16 protein-coding genes, 2 tRNA genes and 3 pseudogenes are annotated in these 20,043 nt (G+C 54.7%); 8 read left to right on the top strand and 13 right to left on the bottom strand.

Features of this window, described 5'->3' with window-relative positions; genetic code table 11:
- Positions 1–63: 63 nt before the first annotated feature.
- From M8013_RS19815 to M8013_RS19795, 5 genes are all read right to left on the bottom strand, one after another.
- Positions 64–804 (bottom strand): GNAT family N-acetyltransferase, encoded by a 741-nt coding sequence (locus M8013_RS19815; RefSeq protein WP_271269484.1) that lies wholly within the window; start codon positions 802–804, stop codon positions 64–66.
- Positions 805–862: 58 nt separating this feature from the next.
- A complete protein-coding gene (locus M8013_RS19810) occupies positions 863–1,930 on the bottom strand; it encodes a fimbrial protein (RefSeq protein ID WP_271269483.1) in 1,068 nt (355 codons plus the stop codon).
- A gap of 2 nt (positions 1,931–1,932) precedes the next feature.
- Positions 1,933–4,374 carry a fimbria/pilus outer membrane usher protein gene (locus tag M8013_RS19805; protein WP_271270163.1) on the bottom strand — a complete coding sequence of 814 codons (2,442 nt, stop codon included), beginning with the start codon at positions 4,372–4,374 and terminating at the stop codon, positions 1,933–1,935.
- Positions 4,375–4,466: 92 nt separating this feature from the next.
- Positions 4,467–5,132 (bottom strand): fimbrial biogenesis chaperone, encoded by a 666-nt coding sequence (locus tag M8013_RS19800; RefSeq protein WP_271269482.1) that lies wholly within the window; start codon positions 5,130–5,132, stop codon positions 4,467–4,469.
- Positions 5,133–5,193: 61 nt separating this feature from the next.
- Positions 5,194–5,757: a fimbrial protein gene (locus tag M8013_RS19795; protein WP_271269481.1), complete on the bottom strand. Its 564-nt coding sequence runs from the start codon at positions 5,755–5,757 to the stop codon at positions 5,194–5,196.
- Positions 5,758–7,118: 1,361 nt separating this feature from the next.
- Between M8013_RS19795 and M8013_RS19790 the strand changes: the two genes are divergently transcribed.
- Together M8013_RS19790 and dsbG are read left to right on the top strand one after the other, a co-directional pair.
- Positions 7,119–7,358 (top strand): hypothetical protein, encoded by a 240-nt coding sequence (locus M8013_RS19790; protein ID WP_418939552.1) that lies wholly within the window; start codon positions 7,119–7,121, stop codon positions 7,356–7,358.
- A gap of 90 nt (positions 7,359–7,448) precedes the next feature.
- Positions 7,449–8,201 carry a thiol:disulfide interchange protein DsbG gene (gene dsbG / locus M8013_RS19785; RefSeq protein ID WP_271269479.1) on the top strand — a complete coding sequence of 251 codons (753 nt, stop codon included), beginning with the start codon at positions 7,449–7,451 and terminating at the stop codon, positions 8,199–8,201.
- 49 nt (positions 8,202–8,250) lie between these two features.
- Here dsbG and M8013_RS19780 read toward each other — a convergent pair whose 3' ends face one another.
- The 4 genes from M8013_RS19780 to M8013_RS19765 all read right to left on the bottom strand — a co-directional run bounded on the left by M8013_RS19780 (position 8,251) and on the right by M8013_RS19765 (position 14,136).
- Positions 8,251–9,720, bottom strand: coding sequence for a glycoside hydrolase family 1 protein (locus tag M8013_RS19780; protein WP_271269478.1), 1,470 nt, complete (start codon positions 9,718–9,720; stop codon positions 8,251–8,253).
- A 10-nt stretch (positions 9,721–9,730) separates the two neighbouring features.
- Entirely contained in the window at positions 9,731–11,608 is a 1,878-nt protein-coding gene (locus M8013_RS19775) for a beta-glucoside-specific PTS transporter subunit IIABC (RefSeq protein ID WP_271269477.1), read from the bottom strand.
- Between the two features lie 105 nt (positions 11,609–11,713).
- Positions 11,714–12,559: a BglG family transcription antiterminator LicT gene (gene licT, locus M8013_RS19770; RefSeq protein ID WP_271269476.1), complete on the bottom strand. Its 846-nt coding sequence runs from the start codon at positions 12,557–12,559 to the stop codon at positions 11,714–11,716.
- A gap of 347 nt (positions 12,560–12,906) precedes the next feature.
- Positions 12,907–14,136 (bottom strand): MFS transporter, encoded by a 1,230-nt coding sequence (locus M8013_RS19765; protein WP_271269475.1) that lies wholly within the window; start codon positions 14,134–14,136, stop codon positions 12,907–12,909.
- A 115-nt stretch (positions 14,137–14,251) separates the two neighbouring features.
- Here M8013_RS19765 and M8013_RS19760 point away from each other — a divergent pair, with 115 nt between their 5' ends.
- Positions 14,252–14,839, top strand: coding sequence for a TetR/AcrR family transcriptional regulator (locus tag M8013_RS19760; protein WP_271269474.1), 588 nt, complete (start codon positions 14,252–14,254; stop codon positions 14,837–14,839).
- A 376-nt stretch (positions 14,840–15,215) separates the two neighbouring features.
- Here the strand turns inward: M8013_RS19760 and M8013_RS19755 are convergent.
- A tRNA-Ser gene (locus M8013_RS19755) sits at positions 15,216–15,303 on the bottom strand.
- Positions 15,304–15,802: 499 nt separating this feature from the next.
- On the opposite strand from M8013_RS19755, the pseudogene M8013_RS19750 reads away from it, so the two are divergent.
- From M8013_RS19750 to M8013_RS19740, 3 pseudogenes are all read left to right on the top strand, one after another.
- Positions 15,803–15,991, top strand: a pseudogene (locus M8013_RS19750) (aldo/keto reductase); the annotation flags it as partial.
- Positions 15,987–16,089 (top strand): annotated as a pseudogene (locus tag M8013_RS19745) (transposase); the annotation flags it as partial. The pseudogenes M8013_RS19750 and M8013_RS19745, both read left to right, overlap by 5 nt.
- A 41-nt stretch (positions 16,090–16,130) precedes the next feature.
- A pseudogene (locus tag M8013_RS19740) lies at positions 16,131–16,394 on the top strand (integrase core domain-containing protein); the annotation flags it as partial.
- 141 nt (positions 16,395–16,535) lie between these two features.
- On the opposite strand, the gene M8013_RS19735 reads toward M8013_RS19740, so the two are convergent.
- Both M8013_RS19735 and M8013_RS19730 read right to left on the bottom strand, forming a co-directional pair.
- A tRNA-Ser gene (locus M8013_RS19735) sits at positions 16,536–16,623 on the bottom strand.
- A 143-nt stretch (positions 16,624–16,766) separates the two neighbouring features.
- A complete protein-coding gene (locus M8013_RS19730) occupies positions 16,767–18,395 on the bottom strand; it encodes an ABC transporter substrate-binding protein (RefSeq protein WP_271269472.1) in 1,629 nt (542 codons plus the stop codon).
- Positions 18,396–18,663: 268 nt separating this feature from the next.
- On the opposite strand from M8013_RS19730, the gene yccA reads away from it, so the two are divergent.
- Positions 18,664–19,323 carry an FtsH protease modulator YccA gene (gene yccA, locus M8013_RS19725; protein WP_271269471.1) on the top strand — a complete coding sequence of 220 codons (660 nt, stop codon included), beginning with the start codon at positions 18,664–18,666 and terminating at the stop codon, positions 19,321–19,323.
- An 86-nt stretch (positions 19,324–19,409) separates the two neighbouring features.
- Positions 19,410–19,739 (top strand): sulfurtransferase TusE, encoded by a 330-nt coding sequence (gene tusE, locus M8013_RS19720; RefSeq protein WP_271269470.1) that lies wholly within the window; start codon positions 19,410–19,412, stop codon positions 19,737–19,739.
- Here tusE and yccX read toward each other — a convergent pair.
- The gene (gene yccX, locus M8013_RS19715; protein ID WP_271270162.1) at positions 19,736–20,017 is read right to left on the bottom strand and encodes an acylphosphatase; all 282 of its coding nucleotides are present in this window, start codon (positions 20,015–20,017) and stop codon (positions 19,736–19,738) included. The two genes, tusE and yccX, sit on opposite strands and share 4 nt — an antisense overlap.
- Positions 20,018–20,043 lie beyond the last annotated feature (26 nt).

Below are 20,043 nucleotides of genomic sequence, written 5' to 3'. Positions count from 1 at the left end.
TCCCGTTGCCCCCTGGCAAGATCACCTATCAAAAATGGTCGTCCGATTTTCGGTTGTGAGCCTTTAGCCGGATGCTTTGACGCAAACGGACCGGCTCTTCGCAATAAGCTGCGCCAGCTTGTGCTGCTGCACGCCGTTGGCATCGAAGTTTGACGGCGCCAGCCATTGTTCAAAGGCCGCGCGCAGGGCCGGGTATTCGCTGTCGATAATCGAATACCAGGCGGTATCACGGTTGCGCCCGCGGGTCACTATCGCCTGGCGGAATATGCCTTCAAAGGTAAAACCAAAGCGCGCCGCTGCCGCGCAGGACGGGGCATTCAGGGCGTCACACTTCCACTCAAAGCGGCGGTAGCCCAGCTCGTCAAAAACGTAGCGCAGGAACAGCGCCATCACTTCGGTGGCGAGCCGGGTGCGCTGCATGCGCGGCGAATAGGTCACGTAACCCACCTCAATCACCCCGTTGGCGACATCGATCCGCATCAGCGCAACAGTGCCCACCGGCTGGCCGGTCGTGAGATCGATGACCGCATAATGTCGCGGGTCAGGCTGCTTTTCGGCATTCAGCAGCCAGGCGTGATACGCCTCCGGGGTGTCGTACGGCCCTGACGGCAGATAGGTCCAGTCGCGGGCATCCTGCGCGTCGCGATACGCGGCGTACAGTCCGGCCGCGTGGCGCTCCGCGCTGAGGCGTTCGAGCCGACAGTAGCGCCCCTGCAGCGACGGGGCATCAGGCAGGCGCGCGCCGGACCAGTCGGGCAGTGCGGCACCCACAGGCTGGTCAAAGTCATTCAATCTTGTCGTCATTGTGATATCCATTCCAGTGTGCGGAGAAAGTGGTCGGGATCAGATCATGAACCCACGGCTAATTATATTCCAGCGCAAAGGTAGCGGTGGCGATAACCCCTCCCGCTGTCACCGCCGAATCGGTCTGCACCATTTGCGCGATGAAGTGGAACGGTTGGGCAGTGGACGCACTGTTGGCGGTCACGCGGCCGAGGCTCGGTAAGTTACCGGCTTCGTTGAGATGCACAGCCGTGCCCAGCGCCGGTGCGCCGGATCCATTATTGCCGTAGCTCAGTTTGACCCCCACGCCGCTGGCCGCCGACGACGCCCGGCTGATGGCCAGCGTATCACTCACGCCAGTAGTAACGGGAGTGCCGAAAAAGCCAATCTTGAGGTTCACCGCCTGGGCGCAATAGACCGGAATGGTAAAGGTTTGCGCCGTCCCCGCCGTACTCCCCGGGCCGCGAAACTCGGTCCGGCTGACTTTGCCCAAATCGACAAAAATACGCGGGATGGTGACGTTGCAGCTGCCCACGGCACCAAAATCAACGTTCAGAGCCGTCAGGTCGACGCTGACCGGTGAGCCTGCCGACGCCGCGCCCGGAATAACCACATACAGCTTGCCCACGCCCCCCTGCGGTGGCGCATTGGTGTGATTGCCACCGCTCAGGTTGACGTCGCCGGTTTTATAGAAGGTGATATAAGCTTTCACCACCATGTTCTGCTGCTTGAGCAGCGAGGGATTTTCGCTGCTGCTACAGACCGTCGCCTGATGCACGCCCGTGCCGTCCAGGTAGTGAATCGGCCCGCCGGCACACTGGAAACCCAGCGCATAGCCGATCCCGGGAATGGCAGATTCAAACACCATCCGGCCATTGATGTTGGTCTCTTTCCCGGTGAGCGTCTGCTCATACCGGACCTCCAGCGCCCCCGCCTGCTGCGCCTCGCGATCGCAGGTAAAGCGAAACCCGCTGCCGCTGTCGGCCATGATGCTGGTCAACTGGGTATTGTTCGGCAGTGAAGGCAAATATTTGAAGTTCGGGAAGTTGATGGTCATCTGCCCGGTATCTCCGTTGCAGGCCGCCGCCCACACGCCGGGGCTGAACAACCCGCCGATCAGCAGAAGTAAATACAGACTCAGGCGCATGCTTACAATCCTCGTTGTGACAGACAGGAGCCGTCGACGTTTTTCACGGCAGTGTTTTGGCTATCAGCAATGCGGAAATGCAGGGTGCAACGGTGCGCGACGCTGTCGTCATCCCAGCGCACCTCAAGGTTGCCTTCCGCCGGGATGCCGCTCAGATAGACCTTGCCCCCGTCGGCGACCATCCCGGTTGATGCGGTGTGGTCATCCGCCAGCTGGGCGCTGGCACCAAACGGCACCAGGCCCTGGCCGTCATGCAGCGTGAACAGAACACGGTTGCCGATATGGGTCTGGTAGTTGGCCTCAACCACCGCGCCGCCGCCGGGGATCACCGTGGCACCAAACTGGTCCACATCGGTGTCGCTGGTCATCGATTCGGTATCCAGGGTGATGACATTTTTGCGATACGGCGTCAGCGTCGGCACCACGGCGTAACCCCGCCAGTCGGTATGCAGGTTGCTGCCATTCTGGATCGCCACATTCGCGGCTCCCGGGGCCCGCACGATGGCAAAGTTGTCACCCAGGCTTTGTCCCAGCGTGATGCCGTGCGGATGGGCGACAATGGAGCCCGATGCCCCCCAGGTGAGCTGGTTGCTGTCGCGATCGTGACGATAGCCGACCTGCGCTTCGCCATATCCCCCGCGGTAATCGAGCGATGCCGCGCTGTTACTTCCCTGCCCCTGGCTGGCATAGCCTTGCTGCACCGAATAGTAGAGATTCGGGTTCTTCGGCACGGATCCGTACATCGCCACCTGATGGGAGGCGTATCCGCGGTTATCCGACGCCGTGGTGTAGCTGACGGAGGTATCCGCCAGCGCCCCGCTCAGGGGAATGTTGATATTGAATGACCATGAACGGTCATGATCGCTGTGTCCGCTGGACTGGGTGTAGTAGTAACCCAGTCCCCAGGAGATGCCTTTCCAGGCGCTGTAAAATCCAGCGTGCAGGGTTTTATCGCTGCGCTGACTGTGCCAGTAGTCCTGTGAGTAGGCCGACAATGACAGGTTGCCGACAGCGCCGAGCGCCTGTCTGAGCGAGATCTCTTCGCGGGAGCGTTTGGTGTCCGCCAGTCCATAGCGGCTCTCCAGCATCGTCGCTTCACTTAAATCGTAAAAGCCGCTGGACGAGTAGCGATAGCTGGCAAGGCTGAACGAGGTACCCAACTGGGCAAAGCTTTTCTGGTATTGCGCCCGCAACGAATGCCCGCTGTAGCGCTTCCCGGATGGCGAAGTGGTGCCTGCCAGCGTCAGGTCTGCGCCGAGCGAGCCCAGCTCGCCTAAACTGTGCCCCACGCCAAGGGCCGCCGCGTGATAGTCCTCGGCCAGCTGCGTGCCGCCGTACAGGGTAAATTCTGCAGGTAGCCCGTAAAACAAGGTGCTCTGAACAAACGCCGGGGAGCGGCTCTGATCCTGCCCGGAATGGTAGCGCCCGGCGCTGAGGCTGTATTTGAGACGGCCTTCGCGCAGCATAAAGGGTACCGACGAGAACGGCTGGGTAAAGGTGCGTTCCGATCCGTCACTCTCTTTGACCGTGATCTGCAGATCGCCGCTCTGCGCCGTCGGGTAGAGATCTTTAATCGCAAAGGCCCCCGGTGCGACATAGGTTTCATAGATCACGTAGCCATGCTGGGAGAGGGTCACTTTGGCATTGCTGTGGGCTACGCCGCGGATCACCGGCGCAAAGCCGCGCTGGCTGTCAGGCAGCATGTCGTCATTGGACATCAGTTGAACGCCACGAAACTGTACGCTGTCGAAGATCTCGCCGCTGGTGTAGGTATCCCCCATCCTCAGCTGGCTTTTCAGCACTGTGATATCGCGCTGCAGATACGTGCTCAGCGTATTCCAGCGTCGGGTGGTGTCGTACTGCATCGACGACATATTGCGCAGCCGCCACGGGCCGAGATTGACGCCGCTGCGCAGGTTCAGAAAAGTAGAGTGGCCGTTGTTAGTGGACTGCTGGGTTTGTGAGCCGGAGAGCGTGTAATCGACAAACGCGGCCGGGATCCCTTCATCCCAACGGGCCGGATCGACATAGCCCCGGCTTTGAACGTTCATCGCCGCCTGCGGAATACTCAGATTCAGACGCTGGGTAGAAAAGTCGAACTGGCTGCTGGCATCGGGAATGTACTGCTCGATCCGGGTAAAGGTCTCCCCCTCGCGCAGGCGATTAAACGCCGAGAAGGCGCTGACGTTGACGCCATATTCCGCCAGCTGCGCGGTGGTTAACACCGGCTTGAGTTTGCCGCCCGCATCAACGAAGGTGATGTTGCCTGTGCTGGCTTGCTGGCCGTTGACCCAGATACTGACCGGATAAGTTCCGGGCAGTTGCCCGCCCGCCGTCGCAAAGTAGCGGAGATCGGCTGTTTTTTGCTGGGGAGAACTCAGCTCCAGCGCTGCCGGGTCGAAGTAATCTTCTGCCCAGACCCCCGGTGCGCACAGTATAAACAGTGCGGTGGGGACGAACCGAAGCCTTTCGCCCGCGTGCGCCCGCTTCCCGCAGGCAGGTTGGGTATCTCTCTTTTTCACAATAAGACCCTGATTTACTGCTGAGCGGTGTCTGTGATACCGCCGGAATCATTAATCGCGCGCCAGGTCACCGGGCCCGATCCAGTAATGCCCCATGTTTTCGTGGCCAGTGGCGCAATCATGCCGGGTTCCGGGATCGCGGTTCCGCCCATCGACAAGGTGTAAAAGGAGACGTGATACGGGGTGGGGTTTTGTGCCACCAGCTGGTTACCGTGCCGGGTGAAGGTTATTTGTCGCCAGGCATCTTTGGCCTCTCCCGTCAGTCCTTTTGGCCGCCAGAAGACCTTGAATTTGGATTTGACGTTAATCTGTAATTTATTGGTGTCGTCTTTTTGCGTCGGCGAAATATTTTTAACGCTTAACCAAAACACCGATTCACGATCGGCGGGCAGCGCAGCGCCGGTATAACTAATACGCAGAACATTTTCCTGCTCAGGATCGAGGCGAAAAAGCGGTGGCGTGACCACAAAAGGCACCGGACGTTTATCATCAGCAGAAATATTTTCAACCCACGACTGCACCAGATACGGAATATGAGTATCCATATTGGTCACCGAAATAGCGGCCTCGCGTTTACCTTGCTGATAAATAATACGGGTGCCGCCCATCACTATTCCGGCACTTGCTGTTGCACTGAATAATAAAAAAGAGGTCATCACAGCGGTAATAAGCTGTTTCATCGTGCTGTACCCTCGAACGTAAATAAAGAAATGAGCAGGCAAAGACCTGCTCATGAGGGGATCAGTTATACACCATCAGGAAATTCGCCACGCCGTTAGCCGGGCCGACGGTAACCTCGGCAATGGTGGCGCTGTAATCAGCAAAGAAAGGCAGATCGGCTTTACCCGCGGTCACCGGGACGCTGGCGGATACGGTCCCCAGATCGACCTGCGCGGTGGTGGCGTCGCCGTTGTACAATTTAATGCCGACCCCTGTCGCACCGCCCGCGGTTAATGCCAGCAGCGTGGAGTCGGTGGCATCTTTTTGGCCATCAAACAGTACAGCAACCGTCTTAACGGAGTCAGGGCAGTTATCGACGCTGATGGTGAACGGGGTTTTCGTCGTTTCATCGCCAGGGGCCGTGAAGTAGCTCTTCGCCCACTTGCCTAAATCAACCTTCACGTCTTTACTGGCGGGCGTGACATTGCAGGAAGCATCCACGATTTCACCACTGAATTCCACTACCCCACCGGCACCTTGCGTACCGGCACCGGTACCGGGATTGACGGTCATGTCGTTAGAAAACGCCGCGCCAGAGGCCATCACACCGACCAGAGCTGCGACTGCGCGAAATTGATTTTTCATTATTTAGCCCAACTTTAATATGTATTATTGATGACATTAACCAGAGCCATCTGGTCTTTAAATTCATCCTTTACGTGCATCTCTCCAATAAAAAACCCACCCTCCCCCATTAATTAAACAGGAAAGAAACGTTCGAAATCAGGGTTATTTATACGGGAAGTGGATTTATTCACCCCCCTGCACGCCAAAAAATAATATTCCCAGAAATATTAAAACGCAACAGACCTCTGACCTCATAAAATAATAAATCCGTCAATGTTGACATGCCAATATTAATTTATGGCGGTAAATGTTTTATTTTGACACTCGTTTGCACCACAACAGGGAGACATGGCTACACAAAAATAACAATAGCGTGCTTAAGCAGCTTTTTTGATGATTTCGACTGGAGATAGTTACCGGTAACATTAGGATTATTCCTAGAAAGCGAGTTCGCAACGCTACGCAAGCATAATGTTTACATTAAATAAAATCCTCGCTGCCAAAATGGGGAAAATAAAAACCCCATAATACACAGTTGTTATTACCACCTAATAAAAACCGCCGTAATAAACCTGAATGAAATACGTTCTCAATCGCAAGCCTTTTACCCCCCTTTCCATCTTTACACCCCGTGAGCAATAGTTGACTTAAATCAAACTTAAATCACATTTTTAATCGCCACCTGCGGCATAATTGTGACGATTTTTTAAGAGATTGTTAATGTCGAAATATCACCCACCGTTAAGCTAAAATGCAGAGTGTTATTATTTTACAGGGTAGGATCCGCATAATTATCCACAACAATACCCGGATCGCCGTGCGCAAACCGTCATCGAATGAATAACTGTCTATTATCCTTCTCACCCTGTTAATGCGCTTTCGAATGAAAAACAACAGCCCATAAATTTAATTTTTAACGTTTGAATCACATAGTCGTCGTTATATTTCAAAAGTTGACATGATTTTACCGGGGAGTCATATTTCACCTCGCACATTACTTGTAAGTCAGGTCAGAGGGACACTATGCAAGACACCAGCAGGAGCTATCCTAAAAGGCGCAAGCCGCGCGGCGAAAGGCGATCGGACGATTTAACGATGCTCAGCGCGCGTATTGATAATGAATTAAATGAATACGTGAGAACCACCGCCTTCGAAACCCGGCAGAGTAAGCAGGAAATAGTGTCCGAGGCGTTACGGTTGCACCGCGAGTACTACCAGGCAAACAGAGCAACTAAATAGAAAGGGGTAATTCCCGCCCCGCAACCCACCCCTTTATTATTAATTCAGTGCGCTATTAACGGCTTTATTCCTCCTGCAAGACGGGGGCTTTTTTATTTAATGCATCCTCAGAAGGTTTACAGAATGGCGCACTTACTCGCCTGGCGTTTGCTGGCCTGGATCACCGTCACCACCCTGGTGTTAACGGCAATCGTCACCACGGCAGCGCTGATGACGATGTGGCTTTTACAGACCTTCTCGCAGAGTTCGCTGGTCACTCATCTGCAGGCTCTCAGTCATTATCTGCTGGTGGTGGTAATGGACGTGCTGCACACCGCACCGCTTATCTTTTCGGCGTGACTGGCCGCGTAATGCCCCGGGTAAAAAAGAAACACTTGTAACCTGAACCTGAGCTCCTATCATTCATCAGTCTTATCAATCTGAGAATCGTATGCGTTTGCAATCGCGCCTGCATATACAAGGAGTGCATCATGCTGAAGAGATTCGCCGCGCTGGCCGCTGCGTTACCGCTGCTGGCCTTTGCCAGCGATCCCCTGCCGCCCGCCATCCAACAGATAGAAAAACAGGGCGTCAAAATCGTCAAAGAGATCCCCGCCGAGGGCGGCCTGCGGGGCTGGCTCGGCCAGTATCAGGATATGGGCGTTACCGTCTGGCTGACGCCGGACGGTAAGCATGCCGTTTCGGGTTATCTGTATGATGAAAAAGGCAATAACCTCAGCGAGGCGGTATTTACTCAGGAGTTATATATTCCGCAGGGCCGTCAGCTGTGGGAGAAACTCAGTGCCGCAAAGAGCATTAAAGAGGGGAACCCGGCGGCAAAGCGTAAGATCGTCGTCTTTGCCGATCCATTCTGCCCGTACTGCAAACAGTTTTGGGCCGCGGCGCAGCCGTGGGTAGAGTCGGGTAAGGTGGAGATTAATACGCTGTTGGTGGCCGTGCTCAACCCGCAAAGCGGGCCCAACGCCGCAGCGATTTTAAACGCGGCCGATCCGGCCAAAGCCTGGCGCGACTATGAACTGTCCAACGGTAAGACCCTCCCAGCCTCCCCAAAAGGCACCTCGAAAGAGACCTTCAGCCTGTTGCAATACAACCAGAAGCTGATGGATGAAATGGGGGCAGCAGCGACACCGGCTATCTACTACATGAATGAAAAGCAGGAACTCCAGCAGGTGGTCGGGATGCCTGATGCGCAACAGCTGAAGGCGATGATGGGTCCGCAATAAGCGAATCGACGGCTCAGGGACCGCCTTGCACGATCCCTGAGATAACGTTTTAGCTGAGGTCTGCCCCGTTTGAGGCGATCACCTTTTTATACCAGCCAAAGCTCTTTTTACGGGAGCGTTTGAGCGTGCCGTTGCCCATATCATCCTGATCAACATGGATAAACCCGTAGCGCTTGGACATCTGCGAGGTGCTGGCGCTGACCATATCGATAGGCCCCCACCAGGTGTAGCCGAACAGATCGACCCCGTCGGCAATCGCTTCCTGCATTTGCTCAATGTGCACCCGCAGGTAGTCGATACGATAATCATCCTGAATCACCCCGTTGCTGTCCGGCACGTCGACCGCGCCGAGGCCGTTTTCAGCGACAAACAGCGGCTTCTGGTAGCGGTCATACAGTTGATTAAGCGCCAGCCGCAGCCCTTTAGGATCAATTTGCCATCCCCAGTCGCTTTCCGGCAGATGCGGATTACGGATCCCGCCGGTGATCAGATTGCCTTTTACCCCTTCCAGGCGTTCAGGGTGAGCGCTGACGGTACTGGACATGTAATAGCTGAACGAGACGAAATCGACCGGATACTGGCGTAAAATCTCATCGTCTCCGCGGGCTTTGTTAAGCGTCACCCCTTTTGCGGCAAACATTCTGTCGGTCCAGGCGGGATACGCCCCACGGGCCTGTACGTCGCTAAAGAACAGGGAAACACGCTGGGCCTCTTCACAGGCCTGCAGATCGTCCGGGTGGCAGCTGTGCGGGTAGAGGATCTGATAGCTGATCATGCAGCCCACTTGTGACCCCGGAATAATTTCGTGGCAGGCCTTGGTCGCCAGCGCGCTGGCCACAAACTGATGGTGTGCGCCCTGGTACTTGGCCTGCTCGAGCGCCGGGTGATCTTCTTCGATGACCCCCACGCTGACATACGGGTGATGTTTTACGCAGTTGATTTCGTTAAACGTCATCCAGTATTTCACTTTGTGGCGATAACGGGTGAAGACGGTGGTGGCGAACTGCAGATAAAAGTCGATCACCTGACGATTCGGCCAGCCGCCATATTCCGTTACCAGCGTCAGCGGCATCTCATAATGCGAAAGCGAGACCACCGGTTCAATATTGTGGCGACGCAGGGTATCGAACACCCGATCGTAAAACGCCAGCCCCGCCTCATTGGGGGTGGTTTCATCCCCGCGTGGGAAGATGCGTGTCCAGGCAATCGACATCCTGAAGCATTTGAAGCCCATCTCGGCAAACAGGGCGATATCCTCTTCGTAATGGTGATAGAAATCGTTGCCCTTGCGTTTAGGGTAATATTTTTGGCTGGCAGGATCCTGTGCCTCTTTGACCTGGGCATGAGTCATCCCTGCCCACTGATCCAGCCAGCGTTCTTTCGGCGCACTGCTATCAAAAATAAAGACATCGGAGGCGGACAGGCCTTTGCCGTCTGCGTCGTGCGCCCCTTCCAGCTGATTGGCCGCTGTCGCACCGCCCCACAGAAAATTATCCGGAAATGATTTTGAAAACGTCACGTACTCCCCCTTACGCAGCAGTTGCTGTCAGTTTTAAAAAAGCGTCGCGTGATCCCACGTCGCTGTCGGAAATCAGGCTAATGTCGTCATAGCTGTCGGTGTTGGTCACAATGATAATGATGCTCGGATCGATGTTATCGGCGCGGAGCGCAGCGAGATCGAAGCTGATCAGCGGCTGGCCGACGGTGACCAGCTGGCCGTCTTCAACATGCCGGGTAAAGCCTTTGCCCTGCAGTTTGACGGTATCAATGCCGATATGGATCAGGACCTCTGCCCCCGAATCGCTCTCCAGGGTGATGGCGTGATTGGTCGCAAAAACCGACCCGACCCGGCCGTTCACCGGCGACACCAGCTCGCCGTTGACCGGCACGATGGCAATGCCTTTGCCAAAGACCTCATCCGCAAACACCGGGTCACTCACCTCCCCGAGCGGGATCAGCGTGCCTTGTGCGGGGGCGAACAGCTGTTCCCCGAGGGCAGCTTTAACGGGGGGCAGATCGTGGCTCTGAACGGCTGGGCTATCCGGCGTAGCAGCAACATCGGGTTGTTCTTCAAAACCCAGCACCACGGTCACCAGCGCCGCCACCACAAAGGCTAAGCCGATACTGGCCAGCGCCCAGCCAAATCCCTGCCCCGCCAGCGCCGGTAAACCGGAAAGTCCGCTTAAGGCGTAGGCATAGGCTTTGACCCCCATGGTCATCGCCAGACAGCCCCCGGCGGCCCCGCCAATCAGGGCGGCGGCGAACGGTTTTTTGAAGCGAATGTTGATGCCATACATTGCCGGTTCCGATACCCCCATCAGCGCGCTGAAGGAGGTCGACAGCGCCAGGGTTCGGGTTTTCTGGTTGCGGGAGCGCAGGAACACGCCGAAGGCGGCCCCGGCCTGGCCGAAGTTGGCGACAAACATCAGCGGTTTGATGGGGTCGAATCCCAGACGGGTAATGTTATTGATCATGATTGGCACCAGCACATAGTGCATCCCGGTGATGATCATCAGCGACAGCGAGCCGCCTACCACGATCCCGGCCAGTGGGCCCATGTTTTCCACCAGCCAGATGATCCCACCTGACAGCGCGTTACCGATAAAGATCCCGGCCGGGCCAATGAAAATCAGCATCACCGGCGCCACAATCATCAGGCTCAATAGCGGTGAAAACATCATCTGGATCGCGGCGGGAATCAGCCGATTGAAGAAGCGCTCAACATAGCTCAACAGCCAGATCGAAAAGAGGATCGGGATGACCGAGTTGGCGTAGGAAACCGGCGAGACCGTCAGCCCGGCAAAAGCGATGGGATCCCCCGCACGCAACAAGGTGGTTAAGGTCGGGTGAAACAGAACCGCAGCCAGTGCGACCGACAGATAGGGATTGGCACCAAATTTCAAACCGGCGCTGAAGGCCAGCACCATCGGCATGAAATAGAACACCCCATCGCTGATGGCGGTCATGATTTGGTAGGTCTGGTTGCTGGTCGTAACCCAGCCAAAGGTGACAAACAGCGACAGCACGCCTTTCAGGATCCCCGCCCCGGCGATGGCCGGAATAATGGGTGAAAAGATGCCGGATATCACTTCAAACATCCGCGAGATGGGGTTGCGACGTTTTTCTGCCGCCTGCTCGTCGCCCTTTTCGCTGTTCACCAGATGCGGGACGTGGTCCTGAATGGCTTTCAGCACCTGGGTCACTTTATTGCCAATAATGACCTGGAACTGATCCCCGGACAGGTTAACCCCCATGACGCCGTCCAGTTGCGCCAGTGCCTCACGATCGGGTTTGCTGTTGTCTTTTAAGCTGAAACGCAGGCGCGTTATACAGTGAAAGACGGAGTTGATATTGGATTCGCCGCCAAGAAGCGCAACGATCCTGCGTGCGGTATGTTGATAATCCACCGTGGTACTCTCCAGATTAAGGGCACAGTCTGCCCGTTCACAATTGCCCGCGTTGGCGGGACACCTTGTTTCCTCTGGGGTTTGCCTGATTAAACAGTAACAAGCCTAAATGGAATTGTGCTGACGATGAATAACGTTACCGATATGGACCGTCAGGTATAACTTTTCTGAACTGCTCATTGTGTGGTTGTAGTTGCGGCTGACAAACTCACTGATGGCCTGAACACAACTCAACGTTTTTTCATAGCGTTTGGGCATCTGCTCGAACAATTCTGCGTCATCATTGTTCAGAATCTCCCCCGCCATCACCCGCTGAGCGAAAAACTTAATATGGGTGACAAAGCGCTGATAGTTCAGGCTTTGCTCATCGATGCTGATAGCGAACCAGTACTTGACGATGTTCTGAATCTGGAAGATCAGGCGAGTCATTTCCATCACCTGCCCGTCCGGCACATTCATCGAGGCATTCACAATGTGCAGCGTAATACTGCACGCTTCGGCATCCGGCAGAAGCTGCCCGGTGCGGGAGGCGATCAGCGCCAGCGCCTGACGACCCACAAGATATTCCTTGCGGTATAAATGGCGGACTTCCCACTCCAGCGGATTCTGAATTGCCAGCCCCTCACGGTGTCGCTGCAGGGCAAAGTGCAGATGGTCGGCCAGCGATACATACAGCACATCGCTCAGTGCGCGGGAGAGCGACTGACGGGCCAGACTGACGATGTCATCCGTCAGCTGAATGATCTCCACCGGGACTTCGTTAAGTAACACCTTAAAGCGCGCCGATACCGAGCTGTCCGCGAGCTGGAACGTCTTCTCCACGTTGCGCTCATCAACAACATCCCCGACGCTGGCGTTAAAGCCCAGGCCTCTTCCCGTCAGGATAAATTCCGCTCCGCTACCATCACAGACGCTGACGACGTTGTTGTTCAAAATCTGTCTAATGCGCATCGCCAACTCCAGAAATGCAAAACGGGCAAAACATAAGTACAGCCAGGGAAACCCCTGTGGCTGAATTTACGTTTTGCCCGCCGAACGGTAACAAGCTGTATTTATCACACAAACATATAATTCTGGCTTATGTATCGTCAACACTGCGATGCGCCCGGCTGGGCAGTTTCATTCAAAAGTGTGATCGCTGTCGGATTGTGCCCAAGGAAATACAAACTCGCCAAAAGACCAGCGGGGGCTAATTTATTAGGTGCGGTTTTGGGCAAGGCAAGCAACGACAGTCATAACCAGACCGACAACCGCCTTCCAGGAGCGGTGAACGTATTCAATGCGCGAAAATGTCCACATTACATCGTTCCTGTGGTGTTTAACGCGCCCGGGCGCGACTGTTTTAGGTTACTGAAAAGGGCAATTAGCAGAACCGTGATTCCGGCACACAGCGCGACAGAGAAACCCGATCGCGTTCCAATCCCGTCAACAACCTGACCTGAAATCGCGGCCCCCAGCGCAACGCCCACATTGAGCCCGGCCAGTAGCCAGGTCATGCCTTCTGTTAAACGATTTTCAGACACCTGACGTTCGATAAGTGACATAGCGACAATGATGGTTGGGGCGAAGAAAATGCCCGCCGCCAGCACGGCCAACGCCAGTGCAGTAAGACTGGTCACCATCATCAGAGGAAGGGTTGTTGCGGCCGTCGCCAGTGCGCCCCACAGGAGCAGCCGATGGAGCGGGGTTTTCAATCTCAGTGAGCCATACACTAACCCGGCAAGACATGAGCCCGTGGCGTAGGCCGATAGCACAAGGCTTGCCGCGGCCGGTTGTCCCTGTTGTCCGGCAAAGGCAATGCTCACAATATCAATCGTGCCGACAATGACTCCCATAGCCACCATCAGCAGCGTTAATAGTTGTACCCCTGGCAGGCGAATCACAGAGCCCGAACGATTTATGCTGCCAGCGCCGCTCACTACTGGCGGCTCTGTACTGCGCTGCATCACCAGCGAAAGTACACCTGCAACCAGCAATAGCGCGGCGACCAGCAGGCCCGCCTGGGGAAAAAGCGTGACCGAAAGGACGACGGAAAGCGGCGGGCCCACAATGAATGTCGCTTCATCAAGTACCGTTTCCAGGGACCAGGCCGTTTGCAACTGGGGCTGGCCCCGGTACAGCGCGGTCCAGCGAGCGCGAATCATGGCGGAGATACTGGGCATGAATCCCGCCAGTATTGCGCCTGTAAACAAACTGACAGGCCCCAAATGCCAGTACGTACCGGCTATCAGGATGGCAAAGCCGGTGATACTGATAGCCGTGGCCAAAGGCAATACGCGGCGCTGCCCGTAACGATCCACATACCCTGAGATCTGCGGCGACAGCAGAGCATAGGCCAGCACGAAAGTCGCAGAGACGGTGCCGGCAAGGGCATAACTTTCGTATAGCTGCGACAGCAACGTGATGATCCCGATGCCCGCCATCGGCAATGGCACCCGGGCAAGCAGACCGGCTACGGCAAAATGAACCGTGCCAGGTACAGAAAACAGGCTTCGATACAGATTCATGCTCTCTTTCTCCATCAGCATTTACTTGCCACAAAAGTGTGGCTTAGCGACAATACATACAGCGCGTATGAATCCAATACTATATTCATACGCATAGTATGTAAATAATCATCCGTGTCGTATGTAAGGAGAGAAGATGGTTCGTCGTACCCGCGCCGAGATGGAAGAGACCCGCGCTACGCTGTTAATGACGGCTCGTAAAGTGTTTAGCGAACGGGGTTACGCTGATACCTCTATGGACGATCTCACCGCGCAGGCCGGCCTGACCCGGGGCGCGCTTTACCATCACTTTGGTGATAAGAAAGGGTTATTAGCCGCGGTTGTCGACCAGATCGATGACGAGATGGATCAACGTCTGCAGGCGATTTCAGATAGTGCAGAAGATCCCTGGGAGGGGTTTTGCAGCCGCTGTCGGGCGTATCTGGAGATGGCGCTGGAACATGAATTTCAGCGCATTGTTTTACGCGATGCGAAAGCGGTCCTGGGGGGGGCCTCACCGGAATCACAGCGCCACTGCATGGAATCCATGCAGCACCTGATACGTAATCTGATTACGTCAGGAATTATCGACAATGTCTCTGTGGAGGGCCTTGCATCGCTGATCTACGGTAGCCTGGCAGAAGCGGCATTCTGGATTGCCGAAGGTAATGATAGCGATACACGACTGGCGCAGGCAATTAAGGCACTAAACCTGCTCCTTCGCGGGTTGCGAAGCACGGGCTAACAATAACGTGATAGCGATAAATCTGCGTTGAGAATGGTCGCTAAATGGCATGTCGCGGGTTTGTCATGGCCGGGTGTTTACACATTGATGGATAGCCGTAGGTTGATATTACGCGGCATCAACCTCGGTGGCCTCCCTTTTGGCGTTGTCATTTTGCAACACTCATTGAGCGCCTTCATGCTCCCCTTTGTCAGGCACTCGTTTGACGAGGCTTTTCCTGGCCGCATTAGCATCATGAACTTCAGTCGGGGGGCTTAAGATGTCGTCGATACATCGGCCCCCCCTGTTGCTGCCTTACGACGAGGCGGGGTCGGTATCAGCTCAGGATTAAATAACAAAAAACCCTGCGATATTGCTATCGCAGGGTTTTCGAATTTGGCGGAAGCGTAGAGATTCGAACTCTAGAACCCTTTCGAGTCGCCGGTTTTCAAGACCGGTGCCTTCAACCGCTCGGCCACGCTTCCTAAGTGAGGCGCACTATAAACATCCCTGTGCGTTGTGTAAAGCACAAAATTGAAGAATTTGAATGTCTTCCGGTGGTTTGTGAACGTTGCTGAAAAAACCGACAAATCAAGCAGGTGTAGAGACAAAACTGATGTTTCAACCCTAAAGTGACGCTCCCGAGTTCCAGGAATCAGTGAGTTACCAGAACACGGCTAACCATAAAATTGCCAATATTCAATACCATAAGCGTGCGCTAAATGACAAAAAACTCGTCTATTCCTTTATTGGTGACCTGCTCCCCGTTGATTATTTCACCAGGGAAAGATCTCAAATAGCCAGGCGTTGGCTTTTCATGAAGAACGGAAATGTCTACTTTGGTTGGTTCAGGCCGGTGTTTATCAGAAAGAATCAGGCAGGACTCATGAGTTTATCTCATAAGTTAATTCTGATGTTACAGACTAATCATCACTCATCTTTTACCTTAAAATTTCTGCTCTAACGTAGTGGAGGAACTTTACAGTGGAACATACCGTTTTAAGCAACAACCTTAAGATGCCGATGGCAGGTTTTGGCGTATTCCAGGTAACCGATAAAGAAGAGTGCAAACAATCTGTGTTGAATGCTATTCGTGCAGGTTATCGTCTTATCGATACGGCAGCGGTATATGGCAATGAAGATGCGGTTGGTGATGCAGTCCGTGAGGCTATCCGCCCGTGAACTCTGCCGCAAGCATGCCATTTCCGACGCCACGTTTTACACCTGGCGTAAAGAAGTATGGCGGTATGGAGGTGTCTGAGGTTAAGCGCCCGGCTGCAGATGCGCATTTATCAGGGCGCATCACTGAGCTGGCGTGGAGCTGCGACTTATTCAGCCCGGCAAGCCCACACAGAACGGATTTATTGAGCGTTTTCGCGGACGCTTTCGCGATGAATGCCTGAATAAACACGGGTTCAGTGACGTCGGTCATGCCAGGAAAACCATCAGTGAATGGCGTCAGGATTATAATGATTGCCGCCCGCACTCCGCGCTGAATTATCAGACGCCGTCAGAATTTGCGGCGGCCTGGAGAAAGGGTAATTCTGATAGTGAAGGATCCGACATGACTCAGTGAGCGTTGTATCTAATCCTGGGGGCAGGTCAATGAAAGCTATTGCTTCAATCGTGACTACTAATGCTTAGATGACGCATACTTATAGTACAAACACCACAAACAAAAAACCCTGCGATATTGCTATCGCAGGGTTTCCGAATTTGGCGGAAGCGTAGAGATTCGAACTCTAGAACCCTTTCGAGTCGCCGGTTTTCAAGACCGGTGCCTTCAACCGCTCGGCCACGCTTCCTAAGTGAGGCGCACTATAAACAGCTGCTGGTGCCCTGTAAAGAGCGAACACATTCGTTCGCCTTAAAAATAGCCAAAATGCGTTTAATCGGTTGTATCAACACCATATTGGCTATTTTATCCGCACCCCTCACCCTTTTCACGTCAGTGTTTTCTGATGTACATATCTTTGGTGTAGTAGTAGCCCAGCTTATCCGGCGTAAATCCGCCTACCCACGGCTTCACCAGATGAGTGCGGACATAGTGATAAACCGGAATAGCGGGCACATCCTGGCCTAACAGATCTTCCGCCTGCTGATAGAACTTGCCGCGCTCGGCAGTGGTTTTCGCTTTTGCCGCCTCAACCAGCGCTTCATCGTACGCCGGGTTGCTGTACTGGCTGGTGTTTTCGCTGTTGCCGGTACGGAAGTTATTCAGGAAGGTGGCCGCATCGTCGTAATCGGCAATCCAGGCGTAGCGCACCGCATCAAAATTGTGGGTGTGCATGGTGTCCAGCATGGTTTTCCACTCCTGATTTTGCAGCTTCGCCTCCACGCCGAGATTTTTCTTCCACATCGAACTGGCGGCGATGGCAATGCGCTGGTGCGATTCCGAGGTGTTGTACAGCAGATTAAAGCTCAGCGGATGGCTGTCGTTAAAGCCCGCTTCGGTCAGCAGCTTTTTAGCCTCGGCAATGCGTTTATCCATCGGCCAGCTGGCGTAGTCCGGGCTTTTCAGCGTCACGCCGCCGATCTCTGGCTGGCTGACCACCCACGCCGGGCGCTGCCCCTGCCCCAGTACTTTGTCGGCGATGATGTCTTTATCCAGCGCCAGGTTCAGGGCCTTGCGCACGCGCGGATCGTTAAACGGTGGACGGGTGGTGTTGAACTCGTAGTAGTAGGTCGCCAGCTGCGGCGAGACATTCAGCTCACTCCCCATGGTTTTTTTCAACTGGGCAAACTGGTTGATAGGCAGGGTGTAGGCAATATCAATTTCACCCGCCTTGTAGCGGTTAACATCGGCGGCTTCAGAGGTGATCGGCAGGTATGTCACCTTGCTGATCACGGTATGGGCGTTGTCCCAGTAGCGCGGGTTACGCTCGGCAATGATCCGCTCGTTAACCACCCATTTGTTCAGCGTATAGGCGCCGCTACTGACGAAATGCTCCGAGCGGGTCCATTTATCCCCGTAACGGCCAATCATCACCTTGTCGACCGGGACCAGCGACGGGTGCGCCAGCATCGCCAGAAACGCAGCATTAGGCTGGGTAAGCGTTACTTCGAGGGTGGTGTCGTCTAACGCTTTAACGCCCATGGTGTTGGGCGCTTTTTTGCCCTGCGCGATATCCGTGGCGTTCACGATATGCATGTTGCCGGGATAGCTGGCATAGGGTGAGGCCGTTTTCGGATCCACCAGCCGCTGCCAGCTCCAGACCACTTCCGGCGCGGTAATGGCGGTGCCGTCGCTCCAGGTGATGCCCGGGCGTAAATGGAAGGTCCAGACGGTGTTGTCTTTATTCTCCCATTTCTCTGCCAGCCGCGGTTGGATAGTGCCGTCCGGGGCGACACTGACCAGTCCTTCGAATAAATCACTGATAATATTAAATTCGACATCGCTTTCGACTTTATGCGGATCGAGCGACGCCGGTTCATTGCCATTATTCCTGACCAGTTCCTGCTTCTCTGCCAGCACGGTTCCCGCCGGTACGTTGGCGGCAAAAGCCGTTGTGCTTGCACTCAGGATGCCTGCCGTCAGCAGAGAGAGTGTAAAGATAGTGCGTGATGATGGTTTCATTTCCTTCGCCTTATTGTTTTTTGTCCGACGATGCGCAATAACTCTTAGCGCCGCGACTGTAATAAGGCAATATCTTTCAGTAACCTATAAGAGCTTGATCTGATTAAAACTGCCAGACCGCGTTTCGTTTGGCAAAATTGCAGTTATGGAACAGATAGTGCTGGAACGACGTCTAAGGCTATGAGTAAAGATGGGTAAAATAGCTATGTTCCCGGCGCATCGTTTCCTATTCTTGCCGCTAATAACATCTGTCATAAGAGAGTGACTCATGGAACGTATTGTTAGTTCTTCACAAGACCGCACATCGCTGCTCAGCACCCACAAAGTGCTGCGTAACACCTATTTCCTGTTGAGCCTGACGCTGGCGTTTTCTGCGCTGACGGCAACCGCCAGCACCGTACTGATGCTGCCATCGCCGGGTATTATCCTGACCCTGGTGGGCATGTATGGTCTGATGTTCCTGACCTACAAGCTGGCCAACAAACCAACCGGTATCATTGCGGCGTTTGCCTTTACCGGTTTCCTGGGTTACATCCTGGGGCCGATGCTTAACTCCTTCCTGTCTGCCGGGATGGGCGATCTGATCGGCCTGGCGTTGGGTGGTACGGCGTTAGTGTTCTTCAGCTGCTCCGCCTATGTGCTGACCACCCGCAAGGACATGTCTTTCCTCGGCGGTATGCTGATGGCGGGTATCGTGGTGGTGCTGGTTGGGATGGTGGCGAACATCTTCCTGCAGTTGCCGGCTCTGCACCTGGCGATCAGCGCGGTATTTATTCTGATCTCCTCCGGCGCAATCCTGATGGAAACCAGCAACATCATTCGCGGCGGCGAGACCAACTACATCCGCGCCACCGTGAGCCTGTATGTGTCGCTGTACAATATCTTTGTCAGCCTGCTGAGCATCCTGGGCTTTGCAAACCGCAATTAACCCAGCGTGCTGTATACCGGGCCCCGCTTATGCGGGGCTTTTTTTTTTGCTAAACTGCTGCGGTTTTCGATAAACCCGTGATGATTATGTTGAACTTTGAAGGTAACGAGATTGAAACCGATAGCGAAGGCTATCTGAAAGAGACCAGCCAGTGGAGCGAAGGGCTGGCGGCCGCGATTGCCGAAAAAGAGTCAATCGCCCTGACGCCAGAGCACTGGGAAGTGGTGCACTTTGTGCGCAACTTCTACCTTGAATTTAATACCTCCCCCGCCATTCGCATGCTGGTCAAAGCGATGGCTAATAAGTATGGCGAGGAAAAAGGTAACAGCCGCTATCTGTACCGCCTGTTCCCGAAAGGCCCGGCCAAACAGGCGACCAAAATCGCCGGTCTGCCTAAGCCGGTGAAGTGTATTTAATACCGAATACCGAAATTAACGTATTCTCTGCCGGGTTGATGCGGTTCAGATAAGACCTTCTCAACCCGCGCACTGCGTGGCCCACCGGCTTTCAGCCAGCCGATCAGCTGTTCTACCTTTTCCGCTTCGCCGCAGGCCACGACTTCGACACTGCCGTCATCCATGTTACGTGCGTACCCGGTCAGCCCGAGCTGCATTGCTTCTCGCTGGGTGCTGTATCGGAACCCGACGCCCTGAACCGTGCCGTGGATCCACGCGATTATGCAGACTTTTGACATCATCGTTCTCCTTATCCATGCCTGGC

The sequence above is a fragment of the Silvania confinis genome, assembly GCF_025564085.1.
Taxonomy (GTDB): Bacteria; Pseudomonadota; Gammaproteobacteria; order Enterobacterales; family Enterobacteriaceae; genus Enterobacter; species Enterobacter confinis.
This window is presented reverse-complemented; position numbering and strand designations above follow the sequence as displayed.

Excerpts from the sequence above, each read along its gene's own strand:
- M8013_RS19815 (WP_271269484.1), bottom strand. The coding sequence starts at position 804 with ATGACGACAAGATTGAATGACTTTGACCAGCCTGTGGGTGCCGCACTG.
- M8013_RS19810 (WP_271269483.1), bottom strand. The coding sequence starts at position 1,930 with ATGCGCCTGAGTCTGTATTTACTTCTGCTGATCGGCGGGTTGTTCAGC.
- M8013_RS19800 (WP_271269482.1), bottom strand. The coding sequence starts at position 5,132 with ATGAAACAGCTTATTACCGCTGTGATGACCTCTTTTTTATTATTCAGT.
- M8013_RS19795 (WP_271269481.1), bottom strand. The coding sequence starts at position 5,757 with ATGAAAAATCAATTTCGCGCAGTCGCAGCTCTGGTCGGTGTGATGGCC.
- dsbG (WP_271269479.1), top strand. The coding sequence starts at position 7,449 with ATGCTGAAGAGATTCGCCGCGCTGGCCGCTGCGTTACCGCTGCTGGCC.
- licT (WP_271269476.1), bottom strand. The coding sequence starts at position 12,559 with ATGCGCATTAGACAGATTTTGAACAACAACGTCGTCAGCGTCTGTGAT.
- M8013_RS19765 (WP_271269475.1), bottom strand. The coding sequence starts at position 14,136 with ATGCTGATGGAGAAAGAGAGCATGAATCTGTATCGAAGCCTGTTTTCT.
- M8013_RS19760 (WP_271269474.1), top strand. The coding sequence starts at position 14,252 with ATGGTTCGTCGTACCCGCGCCGAGATGGAAGAGACCCGCGCTACGCTG.
- M8013_RS19730 (WP_271269472.1), bottom strand. The coding sequence starts at position 18,395 with ATGAAACCATCATCACGCACTATCTTTACACTCTCTCTGCTGACGGCA.
- yccA (WP_271269471.1), top strand. The coding sequence starts at position 18,664 with ATGGAACGTATTGTTAGTTCTTCACAAGACCGCACATCGCTGCTCAGC.
- tusE (WP_271269470.1), top strand. The coding sequence starts at position 19,410 with ATGTTGAACTTTGAAGGTAACGAGATTGAAACCGATAGCGAAGGCTAT.
- yccX (WP_271270162.1), bottom strand. The coding sequence starts at position 20,017 with ATGTCAAAAGTCTGCATAATCGCGTGGATCCACGGCACGGTTCAGGGC.